Source organism: Hydrocarboniphaga sp. FW305-C-57, from assembly GCF_058783045.1.
In genome coordinates, this window is record NZ_JBYSYG010000011.1 from 91168 (window position 1) to 108171 (window position 17004).

Below are 17004 nucleotides of genomic sequence, written 5' to 3' on the forward strand. Positions count from 1 at the left end.
CGTCCCGAATTCGGTGTCGCAACACAGGCACATCAATCGATCGCGATACCTGAGGCCTGAAGCTTGCTAATCAGCGTGGCCAATCCGTCGCGATGTCGGCGCGAACGATGCACGGAACGACCGTGTACTGGCTCGCGCACCTGTGCAGCGCTGGCCGAGGCAAACACCGTTGCATCGGTCGGCGCGTCGAGCACATCAGGGCTCCACTCTAAACTGCACCAGTCGAAAATTCGACGGGTCTGTTCCCCAGGGTTGGCGACCAAATCCTCGTATCTCACATCGAGAATGCTGCCGGGCATGACTTCGTGCCAATGTCGCATCATCTGTTGGTACGCAATGTAGTAGTCGGCGATCTCGTTCTGATCGTAGGAAAATGGGTATGCGTCGAAGAACAAGGTCTTGAAGACGGCGTGGCAAGTATCAACCGGATCTCGCACGAGGTGGATGATCTTGGCATTCGGCAGAGCTTTGCGAATGATTCCGCAGTAGATGTAATTGACCGGCAGCTTGTCGATGAAACAGGCGCTGCCACCAGCTGCCTCGCGGGCGCCACGCATGTATTCCCGTCCGAGGGCTGCATAGTCGATGCGCAACGACGCCTCTGCCGGAGTGAGTCCGGGTGCGGCGGCCAGCGGCGCCTGAGTCATGAGGCTCAGCAGATTGCCGAAATCGAGTAACTCGCCTGCCGAGCGAACGCGACCGGACTGCACAAGCAGGCGCTCCACCAGCGTGGTCCCAGATCGAGGCATGCCAACGATGAAAATCGCCCCGGTTTCGTTATGACCGTGCACCGCTTGCCCCATGATCTCGTGCGAATAGCTTGCACGCACTGCGGCCAGCGCCTCGCACTCCGAGGTGAGCGAATAGCCTCGCAGCGTACCGCGCTTCTGCAGCGCTGCTCGCTGCAATTGGGCGAATGATTCGACGTCTTCCCCGAGATCTTCCAACTCCTTGGACAGTGCGTAGCGAGCCGCCGCCTCGTCGTTCGGCACGGAGATGCCAGCAGCCAAGCGCTTACGCAAATCATCCACGTGATTGCTCTCAAGCGTCTGCCTGCGCAAAGTCGAGCGCAGATATAGAGCCGGCCCAGCATCAGGAGCCAGCAACAGTAACCGCTCCAGAGCACGCTCAGCGCGCTCGAACTCACCGCTGAAGAAGTACGCGGCTGCAAGGTCGTAAAGCAGGGCCGGAACATCGCCAAGCTGCTCGCGGGCCCGCTCATAGCAGCGAATCGCCTCGGAAAAGAAGTTTGATGTAAGGCTAATTGCACCAGCCTGCCACAGCAGTTTCCCATCTAGACTGGCCATCGTAAGGATCTCACCGATCAGCGCACATCCCTGTTGCCGGCGGCGCATCCGCATCAGCAACGTAGCCATCTTGAGTTTAAGTGCGGCGTTTCCTCCGCTTGCGAGCACGGCCTTGGATATCCAAGCCAGCGCGGATTCCGGGTTGCCATCGGCCAGATGTGCTTCGCTTGCGTAGACCAGCGCATGCTCACTGTCGGGGTGGCGCTCCACGAGCGTGGTAGCTACAGTCAATGCATCCGCCACGCGGCCATCACGCAGCAAGCCGTAACCTGATTCCAGCGCGCGCATCAGCTCGGCATTCAAGATCGAGCTCCCGGTCGAACGTAACATCCTCATCTCCTTGGAGTCCAACTTCTGCCAAAGGCAGAAACGAAACGGCGGGCCGAAGCCCGCCGTTCTAACACCGAAACAACATGCCTTCGAATCAGAGTTCGAAGTTTACGCCCGTGAAGACATAGCGACCAAGCTGGTCATAGCCACCCAACGAGTTGCCATTTAGCGTCATCGTGCTACCCACCATCGGCGGCTCCTTGTCGAACACGTTGTTGACGCCTGCCGTGAACGTCGCCGGACCGAAGGTCACCGATCCATTGACGTCAAACCAGTTGTAGGCATCCACGCCACCCTTGCCCTGCAGCAGCTTGTCCTGCGTCAGCTCCTGACCCTTGCGGAAGTTACGCGGATCTTCATACGAGAGCTTGCCCAGATAGCGCCAACGCAGACCGGCCGTGTAGCGGTCGATTGTGTAGCGGGCAGTGACGACATGGCGCCATTCAGGCGTCACGGCATTGGTGCCGGCACCAGCGCACTGCGGGCTCACATTGCCCACGCAGTCGTAGGCTACGGTGCTGTCACCTTGAATCGGTGAGTACTTCTTGTCGAGCATATAAGTGCCCATGAGCGAGGTGGCCAGACTTCCCGGTCCGAGCACCATCGAGTACGACGCCGTGAAGTCGATGCCCCGGACATCGAGGGCGCCGATGTTCTTCTGGAAGTTTTCGACGTAGCCCGAGAAACTCGGATCGCTACCACGGAACAGATCGCCCGTAGTTTGGTTGCGACGGATCAGACCGCAGGTCGTGGGATCGCCAGTCAGCGCACAGATGTCAATGATGTTACGTGCGCCAACATCCTGAATGGCGTCCTTAATCTTGACTTGGAAGTAATCGACGCTGAGCTGCAGACCCTTGACCGGCTCAGCCGCCAGACCCAGAGTCCAGGTATCGGCTTCTTCCGGCTTCAGGTCGATGTTGCCACCCTGGATCATGTTGTATTGGTTCGCCGGGTTCGACGAGATGTTGCCGTACTGCGCGGCGGTAACACCCGTCAGTGCGCACTCCTCCGCCGTATATTCGGGGCTGGCACCTGCACAAGGATCCGAACCGGACCACAGGCCGATCTGCTGTGGTAGGAACAACTCGTTGATGTTCGGCGCACGGATGGCGCGGTTGAAACCACCGCGCAGATGATAGCGATTCTCCAGGAAAGCGGCGCCAAACCCGATCTTGTAGGTGTCGGCGTTACCAGCCAAGTTGTAGTTCGAACGACGGTAGCCGAGTTCCATATCAAGGCGATTCAAGGCTCCGGCATCGGTCAGCAGCGGCACCGCGCTTTCAAGGAAGAACTCTTCGACGTCGATACCGGCCTTCAGCGGAGGACTTTCGCTGCCCGAGCCTGCAAAGTTGCCGTCTGCGAGGTTTGAGTCAGCCGAGTAGCTGAAGCGCTCCGCACGGTTTTCGTAGCCGACGACCAAGCTGATCGGTTCGCCACCCGCGCTGGGCAAGCCAACACCGATGTCGCCGGTGACATAAGCATTGACGGTGCGCATGTCGGTCAGCCATTGCTGCTGGGCGATACCCTGCAGCGCTTGGGCCTGCTCCGGCGTCACTTCATCGGTCCACACATCATAAGGAATGCAACCGCTGAAGGAGCCACTCGGGCAACCAAGCAATGCATCGCGGATACGGGAGCTCAGAAAATCGTTGACGCCAACCTGGGTTGTCGACGCGCGGTTGTAGGTGAAGGAGGCGTCATAGGTCCAGCTCCCCACGATTTCACCGCCAACGCCGGACGCGATGCTGAAGTTGTTTGCTTCGTTCGTGTTGATGCGAGGGCCACCTTCGACGTTGCGTTTGGCAACGTAGACGGTGAACTCATCATCGACGATACCGACGTCATTGCAAAGGGTGCCGATCTGCGCGGTTCCGCAATTGACCGTTACATCGGTAAAGAAGGCGCCAGACGGAGCCAGCTGCGTCGAACTCGTGCGATTGACGAACATCGCTTCGAGATAAGGCTTGGCATGCGCGTTGATCTCGTACTTGAGATTAAAGCCACCTGTATAGCGTGTGTCCGGACGCTGGTAATAGTTGATCGGCGCAAAGTTGTACAAGTAGGTCGGGCCGTCAGCAGCAGACCATGTGCCGTTGGTTGCGCGATCGACGTAGCCGAATAGGCCCGAGTCCGGGGCCACGATATAGAAGTTCGCCGGGTCGGCCGTTGCCGAACCACCGCACCCCGTGCCAGAAGCGTTCAAGGCGCAGCCAGAGTAGTCGCGTTGCCCTTGGAGCAGAGCACCGTTCTTGCGCCAGGTGGCCCAGGCGGTGGCGTGCCCAGCATCGCCAAAATTGCCTCCGATCATGAAATCGAGATTGCGGGAGATTCCATCGAAGCCCGAATCACCGGTGGCGTAATCGTAGCCTCGGGCATCCATCAAACCGCGCATGTAGCCGTTATCGTTCTTGTGCTGGTAGCCGTTCCAGCCACCGTTGATTCGAACACCTTCGAACGTGTCGTCGAGAATGAAGTTCACCACACCAGCAACCGCATCGGAGCCATAAACGGCAGAGGCACCACCGGTGAGCACGTCGACGCGCTTGATCAAACCAGCCGGGACGATGCTGATGTCGGGAGATTCCAACGTGCCCTTCGGAATGCGGCGACCATTGACGAGCGCGAGCGTGCGCTCCGGTCCTAGGCCACGAAGATCCACGGTGGCATAGCCGGTCGATGGGTTGTTTTGGGCATTGTCGAATTCAGGCGCGAGCTGCGGATATTGATTGAGTAGATCTTCAACCACTGTCGCACCGGCAAAGCGGAATTCCTCTGCCTTGATCTCCGCAACGGGGCTTGCTGCGGTGATCGTTTGGCTCTTCAAACGAGTTCCCGTAACGAAAATCGTTTCGATGCCATCCGATTCAGCAGAAGACGCCGTTACCGAAGATGCAGGGGTTTCCGCTTCCTGCGCATGTGCCGCCGCGGAGGTAAGTCCCACGCCACCGGCGAGAAATACCATTTTTGCGGCAAGCCGAAGTTTGCCTTCAACACTGAGCTTCATCAGAAAAATCTCCCTAAAAAGCAAAACGGCAACGAATAGTTAAGAGATGACCCGTTTATCACCCGCACGGATCTCGATACGCTTGAACCTTGCATCTTGGCTTTGCGACGAAAGTGGAGCCCCATCACAAGCCGGTACGCAAGGATGAAACATTCACATATCGTTCATCCTGAGAACTTTCCCCCAACCGCCGTTGTCGCCCCCCCTCTTGACATTGGGAAAAAACGATCAGTCGTTCTGCGGAACCAATATCGAAGGCCGAGGTCGCTACCTTTCGCATGGCATTAAACAGCGCCGCCTTCCCGTTTCGGCGCCCTAAACGAAATCGGGCGCCCGAAGGCGCCCGATTGGACCAGCTCAGAGGACTTGCGTCGCCTTACTCGGCAGCGGCATCCGCCGGAGCCGGACCGCCGGTCTTGCGGTCGACGAGTTCGATGTAGGCCATCGGCGCATTGTCGCCGGGGCGGAAGCCGCAGCGCAGGATTCGCGTGTAGCCACCAGGGCGGCCGTTGAAGCGCGGCGCGATGTCGTTGAACAGCTTCTGCACCGCATCGCGATCACGCAGGCGCGCGAACACGAGACGGCGATTGGCGACGCTGTCGACCTTGGCGCGCGTGATCAGCGGCTCGGCGAACTTGCGAAGTTCCTTGGCCTTGGGCACCGTGGTGCGGATCAGTTCGTGCGTGAACAGCGCGACACCGATGGACTGAATCGTCGCTTTGCGATGGCTGCTGGGACGGCCGAAGGTGCGGCCTGCAATACCGTGACGCATGGTTGTATCTCTCTAGTAAAAGTGCCGCAGCTCAGCCCACCGAAGACTTCGGCGCGGCCCAGTTTTCGAGTTTCATGCCCAGATCGAGATCATGGGCCTTGAGGGCTTCCTTGATCTCGTTGAGCGACTTCTTGCCGAGGTTCGGCGTCTTCATCAGTTCGGTCTCGGTGCGCTGCACGAGATCTCCGATGTAGTAAACGTTTTCGGCCTTGAGGCAGTTGGCCGAGCGAACCGTGAGTTCCAGATCGTCGATCGGACGGAACAGGATCGGCGACAGCTCCTTCTTGCCGGTCACTGCGGTGGTCGCGGCTTCGGCTTCGAGGTCGACGAAGACGGCGAGCTGGTCGCGCAGGATGCGCGCAGCCAGGCGAACCGCTTCAGCCGGATCGATGCCGCCGTTGGTGTCCAGATCTAGGATCAGCTTGTCGAGGTCGGTGCGCTGCTCGACGCGAGCACGCTCGACGCTGTAGCTCACGCGACGAACCGGGCTGTACGAGGCATCGAGCTTGAGCACGCCGACGGCCGAGCTGCCTTCGTCGGCGGCACGCAGGGCAGCGGCCGGAACGTAGCCACGGCCACGCGTAACCTTGAGGCTGACGTTGAGCTTGCCGCCCGTCAGGTTCGCGATGACCAGATCGGGGTTCACGATTTCGACGTCGTGATCGAGCTTGATGTCGGCGGCCGTGACCGGCCCTTTGCCCGACTTCTCCAGGCGCAGCGTCGCTTCTTCACGAGCGTGCATGCGAATGGCAATGTTCTTGATGTTCAGAAGGATGTCGATGACATCTTCCTGCACGCCTTCGATCGAGCTGTACTCGTGAACCACGCCTTCGATCTGCACTTCGGTGATCGCCGCGCCCGGAATGGACGACAGCAAAATGCGACGAAGCGCGTTGCCGAGCGTGTGGCCGAAGCCACGCTCGAGCGGTTCCAGCGAAACACGGGCGCGGGAGGCGGATTCGGCTTCGACTTCCACCAGACGCGGCTTGAGCAAATCAGCGACAAAACCCTGCATGGGCCAGTTACCTCGGTAGTGAAGAAGATCGCGAAGCCAGCAACAACATCAGCAAAGCAGCGATTACTTCGAGTAAAGCTCGACGACCAGATTCTCGTTGATGTCCGGAACGATCTGATCGCGGCTCGGCAGCGACTTGAAGGTGCCCTTGAGGCCCTTCTCATCCACTTCCAGCCATTCCGGGAAACCGATCTGCGCAGCGATCGACAGCGACTCGGCGATGCGGCTCTGGGCGCGCGACTTCTCGCGGACTTCGACCACGTCACCAACCTGAATCTGGTACGACGGGATATTGACCGGCTTGCCGTTGACGAGCACGGCCTTGTGACCGACCAGCTGACGAGCCTCGGCGCGCGTGCGACCGAAACCGATGCGGTAGACCACGTTGTCGAGGCGGGTTTCCAGAGCCAGCAACAGGTTCAGACCCGTCGCGCCCTTGGTCTTGGTCGCCTTGTAGTAGTAGTTGCGGAACTGACGCTCGAGCAGACCGTACATTTGCTTGAGCTTCTGCTTCTCACGCAGCTGAGTCGCGTAGTCCGACAGGCGCGGCTTGCGGGCGCCGTGCTGGCCGGGAGGCGTTTCGAGCTTGCACTTGGTTTCCAGCGAGCGGCCACGACCCTTCAGGAGAAGGTCGGCACCGGCACGGCGGGACAGCTTGCACTTGGGACCAATATAACGAGCCATGACGGTCTCTCTTAGACGCGGCGGCGCTTCGGAGCGCGGCAGCCGTTGTGCGGAATCGGGGTAACGTCGGTGATGTTGGTCACCTTGAAGCCGGCGTTGTTGAGCGCACGCACGGCCGACTCACGGCCCGGGCCGGGACCCTTGACGCGAACTTCGACGTTCTTGACGCCGTGCTCGGCAGCAGCCTGCGCCGCCTTGTCGGCCGCAACCTGGGCGGCGAACGGCGTCGACTTGCGCGATCCCTTGAAGCCGGCGGCGCCGGCCGTGGACCACGACAGGGCATTGCCCTGGCGATCCGTGATCAGGATGATCGTGTTGTTGAACGAAGCATGGATGTGGCACACGGCGTCAGAGATGTTCTTCTTGACGCGCTTGCGGGCCTTGGCGGCAGCGCCGGCATTCGGATTGGCCATTGGACGGCAGGCTCAGGTCGTTGAATTGAGTGAATTACTTCTTGATCGCACGGCGCGGACCCTTGCGGGTACGGGCATTGGTGCGCGTGCGCTGACCGCGAACCGGCAGGCCACGACGATGACGGTTGCCACGGTAGCAGCCGAGATCCATCAGACGCTTGATGCTCATGGACACTTCGCGGCGCAGGTCGCCTTCGACGGAGAACTTGCCGATCTCGGCGCGCAGCGCTTCGAGTTCGGCTTCGGTCAGGTTACGGACCTGGACGTCGGGCTTCACGTTCGCTTGCGCGCAGATCAGCTTCGAGCGGGTCGGGCCAATACCGTAGATCGCCTGGAGGGCAATGACGGTGTGCTTTTTGTCCGGAATGTTGACGCCGGCGATACGTGCCATGACGCGGGGAACTCCTAAAGAACGGGCTGCGCGAAAAGGGCGCGAATTGTACAGAAACTAATCTGGACCTACAAGCCAAGTGCCCTTGCCGGCACCTGGCACGAAGCGTCTGGACGACGCCTCTCGAAACGATTTCAACCCTGGCGCTGCTTGTGGCGAGCGTCAGAGCAGATCACGCGGACCACGCCGGCGCGGCGGACGACCTTGCAGTTGCGGCAGATCTTGCGGACGGAAGTACGGACTTTCATGACGAACCTCTTATCAAGTACAGCTTCAAAAGACTTAGCGCGACGAGCTCGGGCCGCTCAGCGACTTGCTGTCGCTACGACGACCCGGCAACTTGCCAGCGGTGCCGGAATCGGACTTTCCACCCAGGGACTTCAGATTGGCCTTCTTGAGCAGGCCTTCGTACTGATGCGACATCAGGTGCGCCTGCAGCTGGGCCATGAAATCCATCACCACGACCACGGTGATCAGCAGCGAGGTGCCACCGAAGGCCATCGGCACGTTCCAGTACGCGATGAACACTTCGGGCATCAGGCAGACCAGCGTGATGTAGATCGAACCGGCCACCGTCAGGCGAGTGAGCACTTGGTCGATGTAGCGAGCGGTCTGCGCACCCGGGCGAACACCCGGAATGAAGGCACCCGACTTCTTGAGGTTCTCGGCCGTCTCGCGCGAATCGAACACGAGCGCGGTGTAGAAGAAGCAGAAGAAGATGATCAGCACCGCATACAGCACGCCATGCAGAGCCTGGCCGGGCGACAGTGCGTTGGCCAGCTGCTGCAGGAAGCCACCACCGCCTTCGCCGCCGAAGAAACGCACGATCGAAGCCGGGAACAGAATGATCGAGCTCGCGAAGATCGGCGGGATCACGCCGGCCATGTTGAGCTTGAGCGGCAGATGCTGGGTCTGCGCGGCAAACAGCTTGCGGCCCTGCTGACGACGCGCATGGTGCACCGGAATACGCCGCTGGGCGCGTTCCACGAAGACCACGCCGAGCGTCACGAGCGCAACCAGCGCCAGCACCACGATCACCACGAGACCCGACACCGAACCTTCGCTGACGAGCTGCGCCGTTGCGCCGAGCGCCGGCGGCAGACCTGCGACAATGCCCGAGAAGATGATCATCGACATGCCGTTGCCGATGCCGCGCTCGGTGATCTGCTCACCGAGCCACATCAGGAACATCGTGCCGGTCACGAGTGAAACAGTCGCCGTGAAGACGAAGCCGAAGCCCGGGTTGATCGCGACGCCGCTGCTCTGCAGCGCGGTGGCCGCACCGACCGACTGGAAGATCGCCAGCGCGAGCGTGCCGTAGCGCGTGTACTTGGTCAGCTGACGACGACCGGACTCGCCTTCCTTCTTGAGCTCCTTGAGCTGCGGCACGACCGCGGCCATGAGCTGCACGATGATCGAGGCCGAGATGTAGGGCATCACGCCGAGCGCGAAAATCGACAGGCGATGCAGCGCCCCACCTGAGAACATGTTGAACATGTCCAGGATCGAGCCCTGCGTCTGGTTGAACAGCTGCTCGAGCTGGCGCGGATCGATGCCCGGCACCGGAATGAAGCTGCCGATGCGGAAAACCACGATCGCGCCAAGCAAGAACAGCAGGCGGCCGCGAACCTCTCCGAGCTTGGAGAGATCCGGCACCATACCGGCAGCGGCAGGAGACTTGGCCATGTTGTCCCGAGTCAGCGAAGCCGATTATTCGGCGATGGAACCGCCGGCAGCGGTGATCGCTTCGCGAGCGCCCTTGGTCACCAGGATGCCCTTGAGCGCAACCTTGGTGGTCAGCTCGCCGGACTTGATGACCTTGGCCTGCTCGGCCGTCGCCGGCACGATGTTGGCCAGCTTGAGCGCCGCGAGGTCGATCTCGCCTTCGATCTTGAGCTTGGCGAGTTCGGACAGGCGCACTTCGGCAGTCTGCTTGACGAGCGGGCTGTTGAAGCCGCGCTTCGGCAGACGGCGCTGGATCGGCATCTGGCCGCCTTCGAAGCCGACCTTGCCACGACCACCCTTGCGGGCGCGCTGACCCTTGTGACCGCGACCCGCGGTCTTGCCCATGCCCGAGCCGATGCCACGTCCGACGCGGACGCGAACCGTCTTGGAGCCTTCGGCGGGCTTGATGTCATTGAGTTTCATTAGGCGACCTCTTCAACCTTGAGCAGGTAGTAAGCCTTGTTCACCATGCCGAGATTCTCGGGGGTGGCAGGGATGACCACGCTCTGATGCGGCTTGCGCAGGCCCAGGCCGTGCACGCATTCCTTGTGACCCTTCACGCGGCCGAAGATGCTCTTCGTCAGCGTGACCTTGATCTGCTTCGTGTTGCTCATGAGCAATCTCTCAGGCGTCTGTGGCGGGCCTATCAGGCCGTCAGTTCTTCGACCGTCTTGCCGCGTTTGGCAGCAATTTCGGCCGGCAGGTTCATGCGCTTGAGCGCATCGAGCGTGGCGCGAACCATATTGATCGGGTTGCGCGAGCCGAAGGACTTGGCGAGCACGTTCTGCACGCCGGCCACTTCGAACACCGCGCGCATCGCACCACCGGCGATGACGCCGGTACCGTCCGAAGCCGGACGCATGAACACCTTGGTGGCGCCATGGGTGCCCCAGATCTCGTGCTGCAGGGTCAGGCCCTTGAGCGGCACGGTGATCATGTTCTTGCGCGCCTGGTCCATCGCCTTGCTGATGGCCTGCGGCACTTCGCGCGCCTTGCCATAGCCGAAGCCGACGCGACCGGCGCCGTCACCGACGACCGTCAGCGCGGTGAAGGCGAACTGCTTGCCGCCCTTGACCGTCTTGCTGACGCGGTTGACCGTGACGAGCTTCTCTTTGAACTCGCCGCCCTGCTGATCGTCGTACTGCACGTTGTTGTTCGCCATGACTTAGAACTCCAAACCGGCTTCGCGGGCCGCATCGGCCAGCGCCTTGATGCGACCGTGATACTTGAAACCCGCGCGATCGAACGCGACGGCGCTGATACCGGCGGCCTTGGCGCGCTCGGCGATCAGCTGGCCGATCTTCTTGGCGGCCTCCACGTTGCCGGTGCCTTCCAGCGCCGAAGCAACTTCCTTCTCGACGGTCGAAGCCGAGACCACGGTCTTGCTCGCGTCCGGCGCGATGATCTGCGCGTAGATGTGGCGCGGCGTGCGATGCACGGCGAGGCGGAACGCGCCCAGCTCGCGAATCTTGAAGCGCGTGCGGCGCGCGCGGCGCAGGCGGATTTCCTTCTTGTCTTTCATGGTGCCGACTCGATACGACTCAATAGTGGAATAGAAGACGCAGATGCGCGTTGGCGCGGTGTGCGGAGCCTCTACCGTATGACGCTTACTTCTTCTTCGCTTCCTTCAGAACGACCTTCTCGTCCGAGTAGCGCACGCCCTTGCCCTTGTAGGGCTCCGGCGGACGATAGGCGCGCAGCTGGGCGGCCAGCTGGCCGACCATGTGCTTGCTCGCACCGGTGATGACGATATCGGTCTGCGTCGGGCACACCACGCTGATGCCAGCGGGAATCGGATGCTCGACCGGATGCGACAGGCCGACCTGGAGGTTGACCTTGTTGTTGGCGACCGCGGCGCGATAACCCACGCCGACGAGCTGCAGCTTGCGCTCGTAGCCCTTGGTCACGCCTTCGACCGCATTGCTGAGCAGCGCGCGGACGGTGCCGGCCTGCATTGCATTGGCCTTGACGGATTCGGCGTTGACCACGGCTTCACCGTTGGCAACGTCGACCTTGATGTCGGAGGGCAGCGCAACCGTGAGGCTGGCCTTGGCGCCCTTGACGGTCACGGCACCATTGGCGCTCGTGATCTGCACACCGGCCGGGATGACGACCGGCATTTTGGCAACTCGGGACATGGCTTCTCGTCCTGTTCTTGATCGATCGTCGCTTTAGGCGACGATGCAGAGCACTTCGCCACCTTGACCCGCGGCGCGCGCAGCCTTGTCGGACAGCACGCCGGTGGAGGTGGAGATAATCGCAACGCCGAGGCCACCGAGAACCGTGGGGATCTCGTCCTTGGCCTTGTAGACGCGCAAGGAAGGCTTGCTCACGCGTTCCAGGCGCTCGATAACCGGCTTGTTATCGAAATACTTCAATACGACATTGATGGCCTTCTTGCCGGCGCCGGTTTCGACCGTCTCGAACGAGGCGATGTAGCCTTCGTCCTTCAGCACCTGGGCAATCGCCGACTTCAGCTTGGAGGCCGGGGCCGACACCGTTTTCTTGCGAGCCTGCTGACCGTTGCGGATGCGGGTCAGGAAGTCGCCAATGGGATCCGTCATGCTCATCGTCTTGTTCCTTACCAGCTCGCCTTCTTGAGGCCGGGCACTTCGCCGCGCATCGCCGCTTCACGCAGCTTGTGGCGGGCCAGGCCGAACTTCTTGTACACGCCGCGGGTGCGGCCGGTCAGCTTGCAGCGGTTGCGCTGGCGCGTATAGCTCGAATCGCGCGGCAGCTTCTGCAGCGCCACGGCGGCTTCCTGCTTCTCTTCGTACGAAGCGGTCGGGCTGATGATCTTCGCCTTGAGCGCTTCGCGCTTCTTGCCGAGTTTGGCGACGAGCTTCGCGCGCTTGGCTTCGCGCATGATCATGTTGGTCTTGGCCATTTGCGGTCTGCCTTACTTGCGGAAGGGGAAGCCGAAAGCATCGAGCAGGGCCCGACCTTCCGCGTCCGTCTTCGCCGTGGTGGTGAAGGTGATGTTCATGCCCCGGAGCGTGTCGATCTTGTCGTACTCGATCTCGGGGAAGATGATCTGTTCGGTGATGCCGAAGTTGAAGTTGCCGGCGCCGTCGAAACCACGCGGATTGATGCCGCGGAAGTCACGGATGCGCGGCAGCGAGATCGTGATCAGGCGCTCGAGGAACTCGTACATGCGCGCATCACGCAGCGTCACCTTGACGCCGACCGGGTAGTTCTCGCGAACCTTGAACGCGGCGATCGAGATGCGGGTCTTGGTCACGACCGGCTTCTGGCCGGCGATGGCCGTCATGTCCTTCACGGCGTGCTCGATGACCTTCTTGTCGGTCGTCGACTCGCCCACGCCCATGTTCAGCGTGATCTTGGACAGGCGCGGGACCGCCATCGCGTTGACGCCGAGCTTAGCCTTCAGCTCGCCGGCAATCTTGTCCTTGTACAGCGTTTGCAGATTAGCCATGACTCTCTTTGTTCCAGTTAACGCTTCCGGTCTTGGCTATCCGAACTTTTCTATTCAAAGAAACCCGGTCGCCGCGGACTGAAAACTGCCTAATTAATCCACCAGCGCCTGGTTGGACTTGAAGATGCGAACCTTCTTGCCATCGTCGCCGGTCTTGAAGCCGACCTTGTCGGCCTTGCCGGTCTTGCTGTTGAACAGCGCGACGTTGGAGATGTCGATCGGCATTTCCTTGTCGACGATGCCACCCGAGATACCCGCCTGCGGGTTGCCCTTGGTGTGCTTCTTGACGACGTTGATGCCTTCGATGATCAGCGCGCCTTCGAGCACGCGCGACACCGTGCCACGGCGGCCCTTGTCGCGGCCCGTGATGACGATGACTTCGTCGCCTTTCTTGATCTTGCTCATTGCTCTCTAGCCTCGCGCCTTAGATGACTTCGGGCGCCAGCGAAACGATCTTCATGAAGTTCTCGCGCAGCTCGCGCGTGACCGGCCCGAAGATACGAGTGCCGATCGGCTCGCCCTTGCTCGTCAGCAGCACGGCGGCGTTGGTGTCGAAGCGGATCGTCGATCCATCCGGACGGCGCACGCCATGACGGGTGCGGACGACGACAGCGTCATGCACTTCACCCTTCTTGACCTTGCCGCGCGGGATCGCATCCTTGACCGTGACCTTGATCACGTCGCCGATGTTCGCGTAACGGCGGTAGGTGCTGCCCTTGACCTGGATGACCTGGACGGTCTTCGCGCCGCTGTTGTCAGCGGCAACGAGGAAAGATTCTTGCTGCATCATGGCGAGATTCTCCTGCGTCTGCGTTTAGGCGTGCGTCTGCAGGACTTCGACCAGCTTGAAGCGCTTGGTGCGCGACAGCGGACGGGTCTCGACGATGGCGACGAGGTCGCCTTCCTTCGCCACATTGGTTTCGTCGTGCGCGTAGAGCTTGGTGGAGCGACGCAGGATCTTGTTGTAGACCGGGTGCTTCACGCTGCGCTCGACGACGACAGTGATGGTCTTGTTGCCCTTGTTCGAGGCAACACGGCCAACCACGCGACGCTCTTTCTTCTCGGCCGTGGCCGCGGTGTTCTGATCTTCGCTCATGGCCTTACTTCGCCTGCTGATTGATGAGGGTCTTGACCTGCGCGATCTTCTTGCGCACGCCAGCGGCCAGATGAGTCTGGGCGGCCTGGCCCATCGCGCCCTGGATGCGCAGGTTGAACTGCTCGCGGCGCAGGGCTTCGAGCTCGCTCTTGAGGCCGGCGCCGTCTTTGCTGCGCAGCGACTTCAGATATTCGGTGGTCTTCATTACAGAATCGTCCGCTGAACGAAGGTGGTCTTGACGCAAAGCTTGGCGGCGGCGAGTTCGAAGGCTTCGCGCGCTTCGGCTTCGCTCACGCCTTCGATTTCGTAGAGCATCTTGCCGGGCTGCACCTTGGCGACCCAGTACTCGACGTTGCCCTTACCGGAACCCATACGCACTTCGAGAGGCTTTTTGGTGACCGGCGCGTCCGGGAAGATGCGGATGAACAGCTTGCCGCCCTTCTTGGCGTAACGGGTGATGCAGCGACGGGCCGCCTCGATCTGGCGGGCCGTGATCATGCCGTGCTCGGTGGCCTTGAGGCCGAAATCACCGAAGCTCACCTTGTTTCCGTTCTGCGCGAGGCCGCGGTTGCGACCCTTCATCTGCTTACGGAATTTGGTTCTCTTGGGCTGCATCATGGCAGCGGGCTCCTAAATAAAACTCGTTGACTGCTTATGCGGTGGCGGCTTCGGCGGCTTCTTCCTTCTTGCCGGCGCTGCCGGTATCGAAGGATTCACCCGTGAACACCCAGACCTTGACACCGATGATGCCGTAGGTGGTCTTGGCTTCGGCCGTGTTGTAGTCGACAACGGCACGCAGGGTGTGAAGCGGCACGCGGCCTTCGCGGTACCACTCGGTACGCGCGATTTCGGCGCCGTTCAGACGGCCACCGACCTGGATCTTGATACCGCCCGCACCGAGGCGCATGGCGTTCTGCACCGCGCGCTTCATGGCGCGACGGAACATGATGCGGCGCTCGAGCTGCTGGGCGACGGATTCGGCGATCAGGCGGGCATCGAGTTCCGGCTTGCGAATTTCCTCGACGGAAATGTGCACGCTGTCAGCCTTCAGACCCATCTTGACGGCGACTTCCTGCTTCAGCTTCTCGATGTCCTCGCCCTTCTTGCCGATGACGATGCCGGGACGGGCCGTGTGGATGGTCACGCGGGCCGACTTGGCGGGACGGTCGATCTGGATCTTCGAAACCGAGGCGCTGGCGAGCTTCTTACGCAGGAACTCGCGAACCGCGATGTCCTTGTTGAGGTTCTCGCCATAGGCGCGACGCTCGGCGTACCAGTTGGACGTCCAGTGCGTGGTGATGCCAAGGCGGAAACCGTTCGGATTAACTTTGTGTCCCATGGCTCTGCCTTACTTGGATTCGTCCGAAACGCGGATGGTGACGTGGCTGGTCGGCTTGGAGATGCGATCGGCGCGGCCCTTGGCACGCGGACGGATGCGCTTCATCACCGGACCACCGTCGACGAGGATCTGCGAGACCTTGAGCTCGTCGACGTCGGCACCGTTGTTGTTCTCCGCGTTGGCGATCGCCGAATCGAGCACCTTCTTGATGATGCCGGCGGCGCGCTGGTTGGAGAACTTGAGGATGTTGAGAGCCTCGTCGACTTTCTTGCCGCGGATCAGGTCGGCCACGAGGCGACCCTTCTGCGGAGACAGGCGAGCGAACTTCAAAACGGCTTGGGTCTGCATGACGCGGGCTCCTTAAGCCTTCTTGTCGCCGCCGTGACCCTTGAAGGTCCGGGTGGGCGCGAATTCGCCGAGCTTGTGGCCGACCATGTTGTCGGTGATGAACACCGGCATGTGCTGCTTGCCGTTGTGCACCTGGATGGTCAGGCCCACGAACTCCGGGGTCACCATCGAACGACGCGACCAGGTCTTGATCGGCTTCTTGACGCGGCTGCTCGCCATGTCACCGACCTTCTTGGCCAGGTGATGGTCGACGAACGGACCTTTCTTTACGGAACGCGGCATGGCTAATCCCTAATCCTTACTCTTACTTCTTCGCCTTGTGGCGCGAGCGAACGATGAACTTGTCGGTGCGCTTGTTCTTGCGCGTCTTGAGGCCCTTGGTCTGCTGGCCCCACGGCGTCACCGGGTGCGGATTACCCTGGCCGGACTTGCCTTCACCACCACCGTGCGGGTGGTCGACCGGGTTCATGACGACACCGCGAACGGTCGGGCGAATGCCCTTCCAACGCTTGGCGCCGGCCTTGCCGTACTGACGCAGGTTGTGCTCGGAGTTGGCGACTTCGCCAACCGTGGCACGGCCATCGGCGTGCACCTTGCGCATTTCGCCGGAACGCAGACGGATCGTCGCGTACTCGCCGTCACGCGCGACCAGCTGCACGGCGGCGCCGGCCGAACGGGCCAGCTGAGCGCCCTTGCCGGGACGCAGCTCGATGCAGTGAACGGTCGAACCGAGCGGAATGTTGCGCAGCGGCAGCGTGTTGCCCGGCTTGATCGGCGCGTCGACGCCCGACTGCACGGTGGCACCCGCTTCGAGGCCACGGGCCGCGATGATGTAGCGGCGCTCGCCGTCGGCGTAGCACAGCAAGGCGATGTGAGCCGAACGGTTCGGATCGTATTCGATGCGCTCGACCTTGGCCGGCACGCCGTCCTTGTTGCGCTTGAAATCGATCACGCGGTACGTCTGCTTGTGACCGCCGCCCTTGTGGCGCGTGGTGATGTGGCCGTTGTTGTTGCGCGCGCCAGCCGGAGCATTCTTCTCCAGCAGCGGGGCATGGGGCTCACCCTTCCACAGACCCGGCGTGACCACCTTGACCTGGTGGCGACGGCCCGGCGACGTCGGTTTCATTTGGACCAATGGCAT

At 61.4% G+C, this 17004-nt stretch carries 26 protein-coding genes; all 26 read right to left on the reverse strand.

Going from position 1 to position 17004, the window contains the following annotated elements:
• Window positions 1-32 precede the first annotated feature (32 nt).
• Window positions 33-1610, reverse strand: a complete 1578-nt coding sequence (locus AC3WUM_RS19615; protein ID WP_492412378.1) for a sulfotransferase — start codon at window positions 1608-1610, stop codon at window positions 33-35.
• A gap of 121 nt (window positions 1611-1731) precedes the next feature.
• Window positions 1732-4644, reverse strand: coding sequence for a TonB-dependent receptor domain-containing protein (locus AC3WUM_RS19620; RefSeq protein WP_492412380.1), 2913 nt, complete (start codon window positions 4642-4644; stop codon window positions 1732-1734).
• Between the two features lie 376 nt (window positions 4645-5020).
• Entirely contained in the window at window positions 5021-5416 is a 396-nt protein-coding gene (rplQ, locus tag AC3WUM_RS19625; protein WP_492412381.1) for a 50S ribosomal protein L17, read from the reverse strand.
• Window positions 5417-5447: 31 nt separating this feature from the next.
• Entirely contained in the window at window positions 5448-6431 is a 984-nt protein-coding gene (locus AC3WUM_RS19630; protein ID WP_492412383.1) for a DNA-directed RNA polymerase subunit alpha, read from the reverse strand.
• A gap of 63 nt (window positions 6432-6494) precedes the next feature.
• Complete coding sequence (rpsD, locus tag AC3WUM_RS19635; protein WP_492412384.1) at window positions 6495-7115, reverse strand: 30S ribosomal protein S4; 621 nt, start codon at window positions 7113-7115, stop codon at window positions 6495-6497.
• 11 nt (window positions 7116-7126) lie between these two features.
• A complete protein-coding gene (rpsK, locus tag AC3WUM_RS19640; RefSeq protein WP_007185073.1) occupies window positions 7127-7528 on the reverse strand; it encodes a 30S ribosomal protein S11 in 402 nt (133 codons plus the stop codon).
• Between the two features lie 34 nt (window positions 7529-7562).
• Entirely contained in the window at window positions 7563-7919 is a 357-nt protein-coding gene (gene rpsM, locus AC3WUM_RS19645; RefSeq protein ID WP_007185072.1) for a 30S ribosomal protein S13, read from the reverse strand.
• Between the two features lie 134 nt (window positions 7920-8053).
• Complete coding sequence (gene rpmJ / locus AC3WUM_RS19650; RefSeq protein ID WP_007185071.1) at window positions 8054-8167, reverse strand: 50S ribosomal protein L36; 114 nt, start codon at window positions 8165-8167, stop codon at window positions 8054-8056.
• A 34-nt stretch (window positions 8168-8201) separates the two neighbouring features.
• Window positions 8202-9605 (reverse strand): preprotein translocase subunit SecY, encoded by a 1404-nt coding sequence (gene secY, locus AC3WUM_RS19655; RefSeq protein ID WP_492412385.1) that lies wholly within the window; start codon window positions 9603-9605, stop codon window positions 8202-8204.
• Window positions 9606-9629: 24 nt separating this feature from the next.
• Complete coding sequence (gene rplO / locus AC3WUM_RS19660) at window positions 9630-10067, reverse strand: 50S ribosomal protein L15 (protein ID WP_411887893.1); 438 nt, start codon at window positions 10065-10067, stop codon at window positions 9630-9632.
• Complete coding sequence (rpmD, locus tag AC3WUM_RS19665; protein ID WP_341918855.1) at window positions 10067-10258, reverse strand: 50S ribosomal protein L30; 192 nt, start codon at window positions 10256-10258, stop codon at window positions 10067-10069. Before rpmD ends, rplO begins: the two co-directional genes overlap by 1 nt.
• A gap of 32 nt (window positions 10259-10290) precedes the next feature.
• Entirely contained in the window at window positions 10291-10806 is a 516-nt protein-coding gene (rpsE, locus tag AC3WUM_RS19670) for a 30S ribosomal protein S5 (protein WP_374679965.1), read from the reverse strand.
• A 3-nt stretch (window positions 10807-10809) separates the two neighbouring features.
• Entirely contained in the window at window positions 10810-11166 is a 357-nt protein-coding gene (gene rplR, locus AC3WUM_RS19675; protein ID WP_492412386.1) for a 50S ribosomal protein L18, read from the reverse strand.
• A gap of 85 nt (window positions 11167-11251) precedes the next feature.
• Window positions 11252-11782, reverse strand: coding sequence for a 50S ribosomal protein L6 (gene rplF / locus AC3WUM_RS19680; protein WP_492412387.1), 531 nt, complete (start codon window positions 11780-11782; stop codon window positions 11252-11254).
• 33 nt (window positions 11783-11815) lie between these two features.
• On the reverse strand, window positions 11816-12214 hold the full coding sequence (gene rpsH / locus AC3WUM_RS19685; RefSeq protein WP_007185064.1) for a 30S ribosomal protein S8: 399 nt from the start codon (window positions 12212-12214) through the stop codon (window positions 11816-11818).
• An 11-nt stretch (window positions 12215-12225) separates the two neighbouring features.
• The gene (rpsN, locus tag AC3WUM_RS19690) at window positions 12226-12531 is read right to left on the reverse strand and encodes a 30S ribosomal protein S14 (protein WP_492412389.1); all 306 of its coding nucleotides are present in this window, start codon (window positions 12529-12531) and stop codon (window positions 12226-12228) included.
• Window positions 12532-12543: 12 nt separating this feature from the next.
• Window positions 12544-13080 carry a 50S ribosomal protein L5 gene (gene rplE / locus AC3WUM_RS19695; protein ID WP_492412391.1) on the reverse strand — a complete coding sequence of 179 codons (537 nt, stop codon included), beginning with the start codon at window positions 13078-13080 and terminating at the stop codon, window positions 12544-12546.
• Window positions 13081-13173: 93 nt separating this feature from the next.
• Window positions 13174-13485, reverse strand: coding sequence for a 50S ribosomal protein L24 (rplX, locus tag AC3WUM_RS19700; protein WP_492412393.1), 312 nt, complete (start codon window positions 13483-13485; stop codon window positions 13174-13176).
• A gap of 19 nt (window positions 13486-13504) precedes the next feature.
• Window positions 13505-13870: a 50S ribosomal protein L14 gene (rplN, locus tag AC3WUM_RS19705; protein WP_007185060.1), complete on the reverse strand. Its 366-nt coding sequence runs from the start codon at window positions 13868-13870 to the stop codon at window positions 13505-13507.
• A gap of 24 nt (window positions 13871-13894) precedes the next feature.
• Window positions 13895-14176 carry a 30S ribosomal protein S17 gene (gene rpsQ, locus AC3WUM_RS19710; RefSeq protein ID WP_492412395.1) on the reverse strand — a complete coding sequence of 94 codons (282 nt, stop codon included), beginning with the start codon at window positions 14174-14176 and terminating at the stop codon, window positions 13895-13897.
• 4 nt (window positions 14177-14180) lie between these two features.
• Entirely contained in the window at window positions 14181-14381 is a 201-nt protein-coding gene (rpmC, locus tag AC3WUM_RS19715) for a 50S ribosomal protein L29 (RefSeq protein ID WP_007185058.1), read from the reverse strand.
• Entirely contained in the window at window positions 14381-14794 is a 414-nt protein-coding gene (gene rplP / locus AC3WUM_RS19720) for a 50S ribosomal protein L16 (RefSeq protein WP_492412397.1), read from the reverse strand. The genes rpmC and rplP overlap by 1 nt, the downstream gene beginning before the upstream one ends.
• Before the next feature lie 34 nt (window positions 14795-14828).
• Window positions 14829-15515 (reverse strand): 30S ribosomal protein S3, encoded by a 687-nt coding sequence (gene rpsC, locus AC3WUM_RS19725; protein WP_492412399.1) that lies wholly within the window; start codon window positions 15513-15515, stop codon window positions 14829-14831.
• 9 nt (window positions 15516-15524) lie between these two features.
• Window positions 15525-15863 carry a 50S ribosomal protein L22 gene (gene rplV / locus AC3WUM_RS19730; RefSeq protein WP_492412401.1) on the reverse strand — a complete coding sequence of 113 codons (339 nt, stop codon included), beginning with the start codon at window positions 15861-15863 and terminating at the stop codon, window positions 15525-15527.
• A 12-nt stretch (window positions 15864-15875) separates the two neighbouring features.
• A complete protein-coding gene (rpsS, locus tag AC3WUM_RS19735; RefSeq protein WP_492412402.1) occupies window positions 15876-16145 on the reverse strand; it encodes a 30S ribosomal protein S19 in 270 nt (89 codons plus the stop codon).
• Between the two features lie 22 nt (window positions 16146-16167).
• Complete coding sequence (gene rplB / locus AC3WUM_RS19740; RefSeq protein WP_492412403.1) at window positions 16168-17004, reverse strand: 50S ribosomal protein L2; 837 nt, start codon at window positions 17002-17004, stop codon at window positions 16168-16170.